Annotated in this window: 10 protein-coding genes; 3 read left to right on the forward strand and 7 right to left on the reverse strand. The window is 59.5% G+C overall.

What is annotated here, in order from left to right:
• The first annotated feature begins 15 nt into the window (after nucleotides 1–15).
• Nucleotides 16–1848: an ABC transporter ATP-binding protein gene (locus JTJ32_RS19540; RefSeq protein ID WP_099226060.1), complete on the forward strand. Its 1833-nt coding sequence runs from the start codon at nucleotides 16–18 to the stop codon at nucleotides 1846–1848.
• Between the two features lie 130 nt (nucleotides 1849–1978).
• Here the strand turns inward: JTJ32_RS19540 and JTJ32_RS19545 are convergent, their stop codons facing one another.
• The 5 genes from JTJ32_RS19545 to fadD2 form a co-directional block, all read right to left on the reverse strand.
• Entirely contained in the window at nucleotides 1979–3103 is a 1125-nt protein-coding gene (locus JTJ32_RS19545) for a GNAT family N-acetyltransferase (protein ID WP_210043022.1), read from the reverse strand.
• A gap of 145 nt (nucleotides 3104–3248) precedes the next feature.
• Nucleotides 3249–4370, reverse strand: a complete 1122-nt coding sequence (locus tag JTJ32_RS19550) for a beta-ketoacyl-ACP synthase III (protein ID WP_099226062.1) — start codon at nucleotides 4368–4370, stop codon at nucleotides 3249–3251.
• Nucleotides 4371–4662: 292 nt separating this feature from the next.
• Nucleotides 4663–8574: an ATP-dependent RNA helicase HrpA gene (hrpA, locus tag JTJ32_RS19555; protein ID WP_210043024.1), complete on the reverse strand. Its 3912-nt coding sequence runs from the start codon at nucleotides 8572–8574 to the stop codon at nucleotides 4663–4665.
• A gap of 151 nt (nucleotides 8575–8725) precedes the next feature.
• On the reverse strand, nucleotides 8726–10417 hold the full coding sequence (fadD1, locus tag JTJ32_RS19560) for a long-chain-fatty-acid--CoA ligase FadD1 (protein WP_099226064.1): 1692 nt from the start codon (nucleotides 10415–10417) through the stop codon (nucleotides 8726–8728).
• Between the two features lie 357 nt (nucleotides 10418–10774).
• The gene (gene fadD2 / locus JTJ32_RS19565; protein WP_099226065.1) at nucleotides 10775–12463 is read right to left on the reverse strand and encodes a long-chain-fatty-acid--CoA ligase FadD2; all 1689 of its coding nucleotides are present in this window, start codon (nucleotides 12461–12463) and stop codon (nucleotides 10775–10777) included.
• A 206-nt stretch (nucleotides 12464–12669) separates the two neighbouring features.
• Here fadD2 and JTJ32_RS19570 point away from each other — a divergent pair, with 206 nt between their 5' ends.
• Both JTJ32_RS19570 and JTJ32_RS19575 read left to right on the forward strand, forming a co-directional pair.
• The gene (locus JTJ32_RS19570; protein ID WP_210043026.1) at nucleotides 12670–13614 is read left to right on the forward strand and encodes an alpha/beta hydrolase; all 945 of its coding nucleotides are present in this window, start codon (nucleotides 12670–12672) and stop codon (nucleotides 13612–13614) included.
• Nucleotides 13615–13659: 45 nt separating this feature from the next.
• Nucleotides 13660–14130: a MaoC family dehydratase gene (locus tag JTJ32_RS19575; RefSeq protein ID WP_004888205.1), complete on the forward strand. Its 471-nt coding sequence runs from the start codon at nucleotides 13660–13662 to the stop codon at nucleotides 14128–14130.
• Between the two features lie 274 nt (nucleotides 14131–14404).
• Here JTJ32_RS19575 and JTJ32_RS19580 read toward each other — a convergent pair whose 3' ends face one another.
• Nucleotides 14405–14587, reverse strand: a complete 183-nt coding sequence (locus JTJ32_RS19580; protein WP_210043028.1) for a hypothetical protein — start codon at nucleotides 14585–14587, stop codon at nucleotides 14405–14407.
• Between the two features lie 142 nt (nucleotides 14588–14729).
• Complete coding sequence (locus tag JTJ32_RS19585) at nucleotides 14730–15065, reverse strand: aspartate-semialdehyde dehydrogenase (RefSeq protein ID WP_210043030.1); 336 nt, start codon at nucleotides 15063–15065, stop codon at nucleotides 14730–14732.
• Between the last annotated feature and the right edge of the window lie 78 nt (nucleotides 15066–15143).

Here is a 15143-nt window from a genome sequence, read left to right on the forward strand (position 1 = left end):
TGGGTGTGATAGCCAATGCTTTATCGTCGTTTTGAAAAGCTGATCGATATCTTCAAAGACGCCCCCACCGCTGCCCCGCCCAATACCGTTTTCGCGTTTTACACCTACTACCTGCGTCAGGTCTGGCCGACCTTCACCGCACTGCTGGTGGTGGGTCTGATCGGCGCGCTGATCGAAGTTGCACTGTTCAGTTATCTCAGCCGTATCATCGACCTGGCTCAGACGACCGAGCCCAAGGACTTCTTCACCCTCCACGGCCCGGAACTGATCTGGATGGTGGTGGTGACCCTCGTGCTGCGCCCGATTTTCGTCGGCCTGCACGACCTGCTGGTGCACCAGACCATCAGCCCTGGCATGACCAACCTGATTCGCTGGCAGAACCACAGCTACGTGCTCAAGCAGAGCGTTAACTTCTTCCAGAATGACTTTGCCGGACGTATCGCCCAGCGCATCATGCAGACCGGCAACTCGCTGCGTGATTCGGCGGTGCAATCGGTGGATGCGCTCTGGCACGTGCTGATCTATGCGATCAGTGCAATGGTGCTGTTCGCCGAAGCGGACTGGCGGTTGATGATCCCGCTGGGCACCTGGATTCTCGCGTTCATTCTGGCGCTGATGTACTTCGTGCCCAGGGTCAAACAGCGCTCGGTGGACTCGTCTGATGCGCGCTCCAAACTCATGGGCCGAATCGTCGACGGCTACACCAACATCACCACGCTCAAGCTGTTCGCCCACACCAATTTCGAGCAGCAATATGCTCGCGAGGCCATGCGCGATCACACGGTAAAAAGCCAGTTGGCCGGCCGCGTCGTCACCTCGATGGACGCCACCATCACCACGATGAACGGCATCCTGATCGTCACCACCACGGGGCTTGCGCTGTGGCTGTGGACGCAGTCGATGATTTCGGTGGGTGCGATCGCACTGGCCACCGGCCTGGTGATTCGTATCGTCAACATGTCCGGCTGGATCATGTGGGTAGTCAATGGCATCTTCGAAAACATCGGCACCGTGCAGGATGGCCTGGAAAGCATCTCGCAACCGGTCTCGATCAACGACAAGCCAGCGGCGAAACCCCTGAAAATCGCCAATGGCGGCGTGAAATTCGATGGCGTCGACTTCCACTACGGCAATGGCAACGGGATCATCCACAACCTGAATCTGGACATCAGGCCGGGTGAAAAGATTGGCCTGATCGGTCCTTCCGGCGCGGGCAAGTCAACGCTGGTCAATCTGCTGCTGCGCATGTACGACGTGCAGGGCGGCAGAATCCTGATCGACGGACAGGACGTGGCCGATGTCACTCAGGAAAGCCTGCGTGCACAGATCGGCATGATCACTCAGGACACGTCACTGCTGCACCGCTCGATCCGCGACAACCTGCTGTATGGCAATCCCGGCGCAACGGACGAGCAGTTGTGGGAAGCCATCCGCAAGGCGCGTGCCGATGAGTTCATCCCTCTGCTGTCGGACTCTGAAGGCCGCACCGGTTTTGACGCGCACGTGGGCGAGCGTGGGGTCAAGCTTTCCGGTGGTCAGCGCCAGCGCATTGCGATTACTCGTGTGCTGCTCAAGGACGCGCCGATTCTGATCATGGACGAAGCCACCTCGGCGCTGGACTCGGAAGTCGAAGCGGCGATTCAGGAAAGTCTGGAAACCCTGATGGAAGGCAAGACCGTCATTGCCATCGCCCACCGCCTCTCGACCATTGCACGTATGGACCGGCTGGTAGTGCTGGAAAAAGGCCACATCGCAGAGACCGGCACCCATGCTGAACTGCTGGCACATGGCGGGCTATATGCACGCTTGTGGCAGCACCAGACGGGCGGATTTGTGGGCGTGGATTGAGGGTTATACGCAAGCCGTGCTGCAACCAACACGGTCTGTGGGAGGCGGCTTGCCGGCGATGCGGTTGCTGAAGCGACACCTCGGTGACTGGACAGACGCCATCGCCGGCAAGCCGCCTCCCACGGTGATGTCAGACCTGCCGATACGGCAACGCGGCTCGCGCTTCTTCGGCATATGCCATCACGCCAACCCGTTCCTGCTCCAGAAAATCGCTTACCGCGTCTTTCAGGCCGGGATGCATCAGGTAGTGCCAGGAACGGGTGATCTGCGGTTCGAAGCCGCGGATCAGTTTGTGCTCGCCCTGGGCACCTGCGTCGAAGCGCTGCAGCCCGTTGGCAATCGCGTAGTCCATGCCTTGATAGAAACAGGTTTCGAAGTGCAGGCGGTCAAACTCGGCCAGGCATCCCCAATAACGCCCATAAAAGCTGTCGCCACCGATCAGACTGAACGCCATGGCCACCGGACGTGAGCCCTGCAGAGCCAGCACCACGCGGATCGACTCGGGCATCCGCTCAGCCAGCAGACTGAAGAATTCGCGCGTCAGGTAAGGTGCCTGCCCACGTACCTCGTAGGTATTGGAATAACAGGCATACACGAAATCCCACAGAATCTCGGTCATCTGCGAACCTTCAAGCCATTCGAAGGCAATGCCCTGACCCGCCACTTGCTCGCGCTCCTTGCGCATCTGCTTGCGTTTGCGCGAACTCAGCGCGTCCAGAAAGTCCTGAAAGTCCCGATAACCCCGGTTGTGCCAATGGAACTGGCAGCCGATACGCGACAGCCAGCCTGCCTGGGTTTCAAGCAAGGCGTCGGCGGCCGGATCGGTAAAGTTGATGTGCGCGCTCGACAAGCCTTCGCTCTGCAAATACGCCGGCAGTTCGCTCAGCAGCTCCGACGCGCCTTGCGGTGTCGCAGACAGAATGCGCGAGCCACCCACCGGACTGAACGGCACGGCCACCAGTAGCTTGGGGTAGTACGCGATACCGGCGCGGCGGCAGGCGTCGGCCCAGGCGTGATCGAACACGTACTCGCCATAGGAATGCCATTTCCGATAGGCCGGAAGCGCAGCCACCAGCTGTTCATTTTCGTAATGCAGCACGTGTTCGGGACGCCACCCGGAGCGCGGCCCGAGGCTGCCGCTGTCTTCCAGTGAAGTCAGAAAGGCGTGACGTAGAAACGGCTGGTTGCCTAGTACAAGCGCATCCCATTGGGCAGGCGCGACGGTACTCAGACTGTCGACGACGTGAACCGGCATGCAGGTTCCCTCGGAGGTAAACGTGCGACGAGTATCACGCATTGAGGGAGAATGTAAACGACCGCGAATCGATGGCCTCTCTATACAAGGCCTTTCAACCGACAGGTCGGCACCTTGTCCGTCAGGATGCCGACCGCCGATGCGATCAACGCTTGCGCAGGATCACGCTGCCAATCGAGTAGCCCGCGCCGAACGAACTCAAAACGCCCAGAGCGCCTTTCGGCAGGTCATCCTGATAAGTGTGGAAGGCGATGACCGAACCTGCCGAACTGGTGTTGGCGTAGGTATCGAGAATCACTGGTGCCTCTTCAACCGTTGCGTCGCGGCCCAGCAGTTTCTTGACGATCAGATGGTTCATGCTCAGGTTGGCCTGATGCAGCCAGAAGCGCTGGACGTCGCTGACATTGAGGCCGTTGTCGTCCAGATGCGCGCCGACCAGTTCCGCCACCATCGGGCAGACCTCGCGGAATACTTTACGGCCTTCCTGTACGAACAGCTTGTCAGGCGTACCCTGGCCCTCGTCCGACGTGCGATTCAGGAAGCCGAAGTTGTTACGGATGTTGTTGGAGAACTGGGTCAGCAGACGGGTGCTGACGATATCGAACTGGTAGGGCGAGGTCGCCAGATCGGCACGCTCCACTACCACTGCGGTTGCACCATCACCGAAGATGAAGTGGCTGTCGCGATCACGGAAGTTGAGGTGGGCAGTGCAGATTTCCGGGCTGATGACCAGAATGGCGCGGGCCTGACCCAATTGCACGCTGTTGCACGCGGCCTGAATACCGAAGGTCGCCGACGAGCAGGCGACGTTCATGTCGAAGCCGTAGCCGGCAATGCCCAGCGCTTCCTGAATTTCGATGGAAATCGCCGGATAGGCGCGCTGCAGGTTGGAGCAGGCAACGATGACGCCGTCGATATCAGCGGTGGTTCTGCCCGCTCGTTCCAGAGCCTGTTTCGCCGCTGCCACGCCCATCTCGCACAGAATCGACCACTGATCGTTGGAGCGCTCAGGCAGGTTCGGCTTCATGCGCTGCGGGTCGAGGATGCCCTGCTTGTCCATCACGAAGCGGCTCTTGATGCCCGAGGCTTTTTCGATGAACGCAGCGCTGGATTCGCTCAGTGCTTCAAGCTCGCCACGCTCGATGGCCGCAGCGTTCTCGCTGTTGAACTGATTGACATAGGCATTGAAGGACTGCACCAGCTCTTCGTTGGAAATGCTGTTGGCCGGGGTGTACAGGCCTGTGCCGCTGATGACGACGTTGTGCACGGTCGTTCCTCTCTTATTGAAGGTCGCAGGCGGTAGCCTGCCAGGGCACGGTACGCGGCAACCCACGACTTTTCTGGGACCAGCGTACCAATGCATATGTGAAACAAGCGCATGACTGAAAGCGCGCAGGGCTCAAGCCGCGTCCATGGCATGGTGAAGACAGACGCGAAGTGTGCCACAGCGCCCGGTTTTGGCGCTATCGGGCCAATAAATATCGACCCTGAGATCCTTCTCGCCTTGCTGCCCGCGCAGTCCGCACAGACGATTGTTCGACGGGGTGTCAGGCTTTGAATCAGCCTTCGACCATCGCCCACTGCTTGCTCAGCCGCTTGTCAGAAACCGGCATTTTCGTCCCCAACTGCTGAGCGAACAGCGACACGCGATATTCCTCCATCCACCAACGATAGACCGCCAGTTCCGGGTCGCGCTTGCCTTCCTGGCGGTGTTTGTCGGCTCGCGACTGATATTGCGCCCACAGGCCTGCCAGCTCGATGCTCCAGACCCGGTCTTTCTGCACCTGACCCGGCAGTTTTTCCAGGCGCATCTCGATGGCCTTCAGGTAACGCGGCAGCTCTTTGAGCCACTGCGCAGGTGTTTCCCGCACGAAGCCCGGATACACCAGCTTGCCCAGTTGTGCCTTGATGTCATTGAGCGCGACTGCCTGAGCCAGATCGATCTTGCCTTTGAAGCGCTTCTGCAAACCATGCCACAGCTTGAGGATTTCCAGCGTCAGCTTTGCCAGACGCTCGGCATGCTCGGTCCAGTCGGCGCGTTTGCGTTCGGCCAGTGACAGCAATCCGGCACCGTCGCGCGGCAGTTCGGCTTCACCCTCCAGCACGCAGCTGTCGAGGCTGGCCAGCAGGATGTCTTCGATCAGCGCATCGATACGCCCCAGTTCGCGGTACAACAGCGCCAGCTCGGTCTGGCCCGGCAGCTTGCTGCGCAGAAACTTCGCAGGTTCAGCCAGTTGCTGCAGCAACAGGCGCTGCAATGCACGGCGATGCTGATACGCGGCCTCGGCCTGAGTCGAGAAGCGACCCTCCTTGACTGTGCCACCCTCTTCGACCAGCGCCGGGTATACCGTCATCGACAGACCGGCAATGTTCTGCTGAGTCTTCTGCGCAACCGGCGCGAAGACCTTGGCCTCGACCGGCTGCTGGCTTTTCGCGGTCTGCGCAACGGCGAGCGCGGCCTGACTGGCTTCGGCGAAACGTGCCGTCAGCGCATCCAGATCGCGACCTTCGCCAAGGAATTTGCCATCGCCATCGACGATTTCCAGATTCATCTTCAGATGGCTTTCAAGCTGCTGGGTCGCTTCCGCCCACGCCTCGTCGGTCACCCGCGCGCCGGTCATGCGCAACAGTTCGCGGCCCAGCGCTTCGGTCAGCGAGCCCTCGCCAAAGGTGATGCGTTGCAACGCCGCCTTGATGAAATCCGGCACTGGCACAAAGTTCTTGCGCACGGCCTTGGGCAGGCTACGGACCAGGGCGATGCATTTGGTTTCCAGCAACCCCGGCACCAGCCATTCCAGACGTTCGGCGGGCAGCGAGAGCAAAAGCGGCGCAGGCACGCGCAGGGTCACGCCGTCGCGGGGATGATTGGGCTCGAAGTGATAGGTCAACGACAGGCTCAGTTCGCCCAGCCGCAGGGTATCCGGATACTGCGCGGCAGTGACTTCGCTGGCCTCGCGGGCCAGCACGTCCTCTTCGCGCATGATCAACAACTGCGGGTTCTTCTGGCTCTCGGTCTTGTACCAACTGTCGAAGGTGGCCGTCTGGTGAATCTCGGCCGGAATGCGCGCTTCGTAGAACGCATACAACGTGTCTTCGTCGGCCAGAATGTCGCGACGCCGAGCCTTGGCCTCCAGCTCGTCGAGCTGTTCCAGCAGGAGAGTATTAGCGCTCAGGCACTTGGCGCGGGACTGGATATCCCCGCGCACCAGCCCTTCGCGTATGAAAAGTTCACGGGACACCACAGGATCGACAGGCCCGAAATGCACCGGGCGACGACCGACCACGATCAGGCCGAACAGCGTGATCTGCTCGAAGGCCACCACTTGCCCGCGCTTCTTCTCCCAATGCGGCTCGAAGTGGTTTTTCTTGATCAAGTGCCCGGCCAACGGTTCGATCCAGTCGGCATCGATCTTGGCGACCATACGCGCATACAGCTTGGTGGTTTCCACCAGCTCGGCGGTCATCAGCCATTGCGGACGTTTCTTGCCCAGCCCGGATGACGGGTGTATCCAGAACCGCCGCTGCCGCGCACCGAGGTAGTCGCCCTCGTCGGCTTTCTGGCCAATCTGGCTCAGCAGCCCGGACAGGATAGCCTTGTGGAATTTCGGGTAATCCGCCGGCTCCTTGTTGACCGTCAGTTGCAGGTCACGACAGATCAGGCTCAACTGCCGATGGGAATCGCGCCACTCGCGCAGTCGCAGGTAATTGAGGAAATTGCGGCGACACCAGTTGCGCAACGGGCTGGCGGTCAGCGCCTGGCGCTGCTCTTCGAAACCACGCCACAGATTGACCAGGCCTGCAAAGTCCGAGTCGGCGTCCTTCCACTGGGCATGCGCCTGATCGGCCGCCTGCTGTCGCTCCGGCGGGCGCTCGCGCACGTCCTGCACCGACATGGCGCTGGCCACGATCAGCACTTCCTGCAAACTGCCTTGCCTGGCAGCCTCCAGCAGCATGCGTCCCATGCGCGGGTCCACTGGCAAGCGCGCCAGTTGACGACCCAGCGGGGTCAGCTGATTTTCGCGATTGACCGCCGACAGTTCCTGCAACAGATTGAAACCGTCACTGATGGCCTTGCCATCCGGTGGCTCGATGAACGGGAAGTCGGTGATTTCGCCCAGCCGCAGGTGCAGCATCTGCAGGATCACCGCCGCGAGGTTGGTGCGCAGGATCTCGGGGTCGGTGAATTCAGGTCGAGCGTTGAAATCCTCTTCGCTGTAAAGGCGGACGCACAGGCCCGGCTCGACACGCCCGCAACGGCCCTTGCGCTGATTGGCGCTGGCCTGGGACACCGCTTCGATCGGCAGACGCTGGACCTTGGCGCGGTAACTGTAGCGACTGATGCGTGCAGTGCCGGTGTCGATCACGTAGCGGATGCCGGGCACGGTCAACGAGGTCTCGGCCACGTTGGTGGCGAGCACCACGCGACGTCCCGGATGAGACTGAAAAATGCGCTGCTGCTCGGCAGGCGACAGGCGTGCGTACAACGGCAGGATTTCAGTGTGCCTGAGCTGGGCCTTGCGCAGCATTTCGGCGGCGTCACGAATCTCGCGCTCGCCGGGCAGAAACACCAGTACGTCGCCCGGACTCTTGCGCTCGCTGCGCTCGAAGTCCGCCAGTTCCTCGAGCGTGGCCAGAATCGCCTGATCGACGGTCAGGTCATCCTCGACGCTGTTGCCCTCTTCGTCCTGCTCGCTGGTCAGCGGGCGGTACCAAGTGTCGACCGGAAAGGTCCGGCCCGACACTTCGATGATCGGCGCGTCGTTGAAGTGCTCGGAGAAGCGCTGCAGGTCGATGGTCGCCGACGTGATGATGACTTTCAGATCGGGGCGACGCGGCAGCAGGGTTTTCAGGTAACCGAGCAGGAAGTCGATGTTCAGGCTGCGCTCATGGGCTTCGTCGACGATGATCGTGTCGTAGCGCTCAAGGAAGCGGTCGTGCTGGGTTTCGGCCAGCAGGATGCCGTCGGTCATCAGTTTGATCAGGGTGTTGCTGTCGCTCTGATCTTCAAAACGCACCTGATAGCCGACCAGCGCGCCCAGCGGTGTGGCCAATTCGTCGGCGACCCGGCTGGCGACACTGCGTGCAGCAATTCGACGCGGCTGTGTGTGGCCGATCAGACCATGTTGACCGCGACCGATTTCCAGACAGATTTTCGGCAACTGGGTGGTTTTACCCGAGCCGGTTTCGCCCGCGATGATCAGCACCTGATGCTTGAGCAAGGCATCCTTGATTTCGTCGCGCTTGGCGGCGATCGGCAAGTTGTCGTCGTAGCGAACCGTCGGCACACTCTCGCGCCGCGACGTGACCTGTGCGCAGGACGCCTGAACCCGCGCCACCCATTGCGTCAGCTTCGCCTCGTCAGGCTTCTTGCGCAGCTCGTGCAACTGACGGCGCAGACGATGGCGGTCGCCGATCATCGCTTGATCGAGGTTTTTCAGGAGTTGGTCGATGGAGGGCGATTCGTCGGTCATCAGGTGCGCAGAGTCTTTTCTTGAAGAATACAGGGGCGCGATTGTCGCAGATTGCGGCAAGGAGGACGACTGTCGAGGCTGGATCGGGCGCAGGTGATACAACAACGCCGTGTCAGAGGACACGGCGTTGTCTGTCATGCAGGTCTGGCTATTATTTCTTGATACCCAGCTTCTTCAGCTCTTCGTCACGCAGTTCACGGCGCAGAATCTTGCCAACGTTGGTGGTCGGCAGTGCATCGCGGAATTCCACGCTGCGCGGGACTTTGTAACCGGTCAGGTTGGCGCGCATGTGCTCCATGACCTGATCCTTGGTCAGGGTCACGCCAGGCTTGGCAACCACGAACACCTTGATAGCCTCACCCGATTTTTCGTCCGGAATGCCGATGGCAGCGCATTGCAGCACGCCGGGAAGCGTGACCAGCACGTCTTCCAGTTCGTTGGGGTAGACGTTGAAACCCGAGATCAGAATCATGTCTTTCTTGCGGTCGACGATACGCAGGTAACCGTCGGGCTGAATGATCGCGATATCGCCGGTCTTGAGCCAGCCATCGGCGTCGATCATTTCATCCGTGGCTTCCTGACGCTGCCAGTAGCCTTTCATGACCTGAGGCCCCTTGACGCACAATTCGCCGGTTTCGCCGAACGCCAGCTCATTGCCAGCGTCGTCGATGACCCTGCACAGCGTCGACGGCACCGGAATGCCAATGGTGCCCATCTGGATCTTCTGAATAGGGTTCACCGTCGCCACCGGGCTGGTTTCGGTCATGCCGTAACCTTCGCAGATCGGGCAGTTGGTGACCTGCTTCCAGCGTTCGGCGGCAGCCAGTTGCAGGGCCATACCACCGGACAGCGTGACTTTCAGTGCCGAAAAATCAAGGTTGCGGAACGCTTCGTTGTTGCACAGGGCAACGAACAGGGTGTTGAGGCCGACGAAGCCGCTGAATTTCCACTTCGACAGTTCCTTGACCATGGCAGGCAGGTCACGCGGGTTGCTGATCAGCACGTTGTGGTTGCCGATCAGCATCATCGCCATGCAGTGAAAGGTGAAGGCGTAGATGTGGTAGAGCGGCAACGGTGTGATGAGGATCTCGTTGCCTTCATTGAGGTTGGAAGCCATCAGCGCCCTGCACTGCAGCATGTTGGCGATCAGGTTGCGATGGGTGAGCATCGCGCCCTTGGCCACGCCGGTGGTGCCGCCGGTGTACTGCAATACGGCCACGTCGCCTCTGTCGGGCGACACCTCGGTGACCGGCCGACCGTGGCCTTTTTTCAGCACGTCATTGAATCTGACCGCGTCAGGCAAGTGGTAGGCAGGCACCATCTTCTTGACGTATTTGATGACGCTGTTGACCAGCAGGCGCTTGAGCGGTGGCAGCAGATCGGCCACTTCAGTGACGATGACATGTTTGACCTGGGTCCTGGGCACGACCTTCTCGGCCAGATGCGCCATGTTCGCCAGACATACCAGTGCCTTGGCGCCGGAGTCGTTGAACTGGTGTTCCATTTCCCGTGCGGTGTACAGCGGGTTGGTGTTGACCACGATCAGGCCGGCGCGGATGGCACCGAAAACGGCAACCGGGTACTGCAACACGTTGGGCAGCTGCACGGCGATGCGGTCACCCGGCACAAGGTCGGTGTGTTGCTGAATCCAGGCAGCGAATGCGCCGGACAATTCATACAGCTCGCCGTAGGTAATTGTCTTGCCCAGATTGCTGAACGCGGGTTTATCGGCGAAACGCTGGCAGGACTGCTTCAGGACCGCCTGGACGTTGGGATACTCATCAGGGTCGATATCAGGGGAGATGCCAGATGGGTATTTATCCTTCCAGAAGTTTTCAATCATTCAGCCGGCTCCATAGCGATCGCGAATTCTTCACATCGCTTTGGGCGATGATTTTTTTGTGTTTTGGAATTGTGCAGTAGACGCTCATTCGCTTCATGACAGGTCAAAAAGCGCGCCGAGAGTAGCAGCTTTGCCAAAGGTCGACTAGAGGCAAACCGGGCCTCTACGGTCACAAAAATGACTGATTCAAACGCTGCGGTCACGACGCAGGATTTATCCCGGAAAATATCGAAAGCGCTGAAAACCTTGAGCCAGAGGGCCGGGGTTTCACCCAGTGAGCTTAGGCAAAAAAAACAGGCCCCGCTTGCACGTCAACGCAGGCGGAGCCGACAACGTAAAAAGAAACAATTCGCGAGCTCAGGCGATATCGCGAAGCTCTCTGCGCAGGATCTTGCCGACCGGGGTCATTGGCAGGGACTCACGCAGCACGATCTGTTTCGGAACCTTGTAGCCGGTAAAGTTCTGTTTGCAGAAATTCTTGAGTTCCTCGACAGAAAGCCCCGCCTCGCGCGGGACTACAAACAGCTTGACCGCCTCCCCTGAACGCTCGTCCGGAACCCCGATGCAGGCGCAACTGGCGACTTTCGGGTGTGACATGACCACGTCTTCGATTTCGTTGGGATACACGTTGAAGCCGGACACGATGATCAGGTCTTTCTTGCGGTCCACGATGCTGACGAAACCGTCGGCGCCGATCACCGCGATGTCGCCCGTTTTGAACCAACCTTCTGCGTCCAGCGTTTCGGCGGTAGCTTCCGGCAGATTCCAGTAGCCCTTCATGACCTGCGGGCCTTTGATGCACAGCTCTCCCCGCTCGCCGAACGGCAACTCTGCGCCTTCGTCATCGATCACTTTCATACCCGTGCCCGGCACCGGCAGGCCGACCGTTCCCAACCGCGCCAGCGGGCCGTAGGGATTGGCACTGGCCACCGGAGAGGTCTCGGTAAGACCGTACCCCTCGACGATTGTGCATCCCGTCATTTCAGCCCAACGCTCGGCTGTGGCCTTGACCAGCGCGGTGCCACCCGAGTTGGTGCTCTTCAGGGTAGAGAAATCCAGCTTCTTGAAGTCGGGATGATTCATCAGCGCCACGAACAGGGTATTGAGCCCGACCATGGCCGTGAACTTCCACTTGCCAAGTTCCTTGATGAACCCGCCGATATCCCTGGGGTTGGTGATCAGAATATTGTGATTGCCGCTGATGACCATGCACATGCAGTGCGCTGTGAAGGCATAGATGTGATAAAGCGGCAGCGGAGCGATCATCACTTCCCTGGCTTCCCCGAACATCACGCCACGTTCAGGACAATGCTGGCGCATGCAGGCGTAAACCTGCTGCATGTTGGCGACCAGATTGCCGTGGGTCAGCATCGCGCCTTTGGCAAGTCCCGTGGTGCCGCCGGTGTATTGCAGCACCGCAACGTCATCCAGCCCGACCGCGACAGGTTTGACAGAGCCGCCACGCCCCATGCGCAGGGCATCCTTGAAGCCAGTGGCCTGGGGCAGGTCATAGGCCGGCACCATCTTCTTGACTCTGGCGACAATGGTATTGATCAACCACCCTTTGGCGGCTGACTGCATGTCGCCCATCTTTACTTCGATCAGGTAACGAAGCTCGGTGTCGGGCAGCACTTCCTGCACCAGCTTGCCGAACAGGTTCAGGTAGACCAACGCTTTGGCGCCGCAGTCCTTGAACTGGTGACGCATCTCGCGTGCGGTGTATAACGGATTGGTATTGACCACGATAAGACCGGCCCGCATCGCACCGAACACTGCGATGGGGTATTGCAGCAGGTTGGGCATCTGCACGGCGATGCGGTCGCCGGGCATCAGGTCGGTATGCTGTTGCAGGTAGCAGGCAAACGCAGCCGAATGGCGCTCCAGGTCTGCGTAGGTCAGCGTAACGCCCATATTGCTGAAAGCAGGTTTGTCTGCGAATTTTTTGCAGGCGCTTTCGAAGACCTCGAGAACCGACCGATACGTGTGCAGATCCAGCTCAGAGGTCACCCCGGCAGGGCGTTTGTCGTTCCAGAATTCAGGTTGCATTGTTTTATCCTTTTTCCCTGCTCATGGCTGGCCCGCTATTCAGAATCGGGACTGGCCCGACGTTAGCAGCTAACGCCCGGAAGGCAAATATGCCAGTCGGCGTCATCAACAGCGTGAATCTTTCTGCTATTCAAGATGCAATCACGTACGGGTTGTAAGCTGAAACAGACATCCTCCGGGCAGACGCTCCAGATCGGAATATCGCCATGAAGCACGAGACATTCTGGCTTGACGCCAGTGACCATTGCCGCCTTTACGTCAATGCCTGGCTACCGGACACAGCACCGCTGGCCGTCGTGATGCTTGCCCACGGCATGGCCGAGCACAGCGGCCGCTACGCACGACTCGGCGCAGCGTTGAATGCCGCGGGCATCGCCCTTTATGCGCACGACCAGCGTGGCCATGGCAGAACCGCCCTGCAGGGCAGACTCGGGCATTTCGCCAATGAGGAGGGCTGGGAAAAAGTGGTCGACGATCTGGCGACCCTGAGCCAGTCGATCGGCCAGCGCCACGCCGGGGTGGCCTTGTTTCTGCTGGGCCACAGCATGGGCAGTTACATTGCCCAGACTTATCTGATGCACCATGGCGCCAGTCTGCAGGGCGCCATTCTCAGCGGCTCTAACTTCCACCCGGCATCGTTCTATCGCAGCGCACTTCTGGTCGTCCGGTTCGAACGCTTGCGTCAAGGCCGCAAGGGGCGTAGCGCGCTGATCGAATGGCTGTCCTTCGGCTCGTTCAACAAGGCGTTCAAGCCGACCCGGACCTGTTTCGACTGGCTCAGCCGGGACCCGGATGAGGTGAACACGTACATTCAGGACCCGCTGTGCGGCTTCCGCTGCACCAATCAGTTGTGGGCAGATATGCTGGGCGGGCTGCAGAAAATCAGCGATCCGTCGAACCTGGCGCAGATCGATCCGAACCTTCCTTTGCTGATTATTGGCGGTGAATGTGATCCCGTGAGTGCTGGCAAGCGTCTGAAGGATCTTGCCGATGCATTGGCAGAAGCGGGTCATCAGGTGTTACAACTCAATGTTTACCCACAGGCGCGGCACGAACTGCTTAATGACACCAATCGCGATGAAGTGACTCAGGACCTGCTCGACTGGCTGACGTACGCTCTCGATCAGCCGGGACCGCGTCGGGCAGAGTGATCACGCGCCGTTTATCTTTTCATATTTTTTGTCCAGGACAGACACATGACTCAAGTCACCAATACGCCCTACGAAGCCCTTGAAGTCGGTCAGAAAGCCAGCTACAGCAAGACAGTTCAGGAACGCGATATCCAGTTGTTCGCGGCCATGTCCGGCGATCACAACCCGGTCCACCTGGACGCCGAATACGCCTCCAAGACCATGTTCAAGGAGCGCATCGCCCACGGCATGTTCAGCGGTGCACTGATCAGCGCTGCAGTGGCGTGTGAGCTGCCAGGCCCTGGCACGATCTACATCGGTCAGCAAATGACCTTTCAGAAGCCGGTAAAGCTGGGCGACACCTTGACGGTGCGTCTCGAAATTCTCGAAAAACTGCCGAAATTTCGCGTGCGCATCGCTACCCGCGTGTTCAATCAGAACGATGAACTGGTCGTCGACGGCGAAGCGGAAATTCTCGCCCCGCGCAAACAGCAGACAGTCGAACTGACCGTACTGCCTGAAATCACCGTTGGCTGAGAGGAGTGACGGTTGAGCCACGGCCCGCCATAGCAGGAAGCGGCCTGGCTTGCTCCCGAACACGCAAAAAAGGGCGACCGAAGTCGCCCGAAGTGCCTTGCGTGCTCATGGCGAAGGGTGCGCCTTACCAGAGCGGCAGCCCTTCCCGTCAGACAGCTCGAACAGGGTGACGAAGACATTGGCCCCACGCCGTCTTCTGCCCCGTCCGATACCCATCAGGCTAGTCGTCGCAGCGCGCACGGACGTTGACCTGCATCAACATCCGCTCAATGACTCAACGCTTTTTCGGCTTTTTCTTCGGCTTTTTCTTCGGCTTTTTCTTCGGCTTTTTCTTGCCGGTCAGCGGCATGGCCTGCTCAAAGGCATTGCGTACTTCATTCAGGCGTTTGTCGTTCAGATCATGAACGCGTCTGGCGCGCTCGGCGCCAAGATCGATCAATTTGCCATCGTCGTTCATGGTTGTGCAGTTCTCGGACACGTGGAATCAGCACCAATAATGCTCAATAGCATCGGTGATGACCAGTCGAAAACAGGGTATCAGGCGTTAATCAATCGACAGCGGGCGCAGTTCGCGCCCTCTTGTTGCGCAACGCTTTGTCTCAGATCTGGATATCGACCCACAGCCCCTGGCGCGGCTCGTCGTCGATCAATGGCACTACCGGTACGGTGTTGTCAGCATTCAGCGAGTCGCCCGGAACGACCAGGCCCTGATATTCACCGCTTTCGTCCTCGGCATGACGCCCTTGTTGCTGGCGCTGCTGCTCTTCACGCAACAGCAGGGCGCTGCGCTCGGAGTCTTCATGGCGCAGGTCGATCGATGTCTCGCTGGAGCCTGGCTGTACAGGGGCCACCGGCGGGATATCGGGGACACGCTTGGCCGGGTCCATCTGGGAGGTCACCGGCACAACGCTTAACGGGAGCATAGGTTGCAACATGGTTTTTCTCCTCTTACCGGGCTTTCGGCCGTCTGCGACGCAACTTGAACAGCCCTGTAATAGGCTGCAATAATTTAT

Source organism: Pseudomonas alliivorans, from assembly GCF_017826695.1.
GTDB classification, from domain to species: domain Bacteria; phylum Pseudomonadota; class Gammaproteobacteria; order Pseudomonadales; family Pseudomonadaceae; genus Aquipseudomonas; species Aquipseudomonas alliivorans.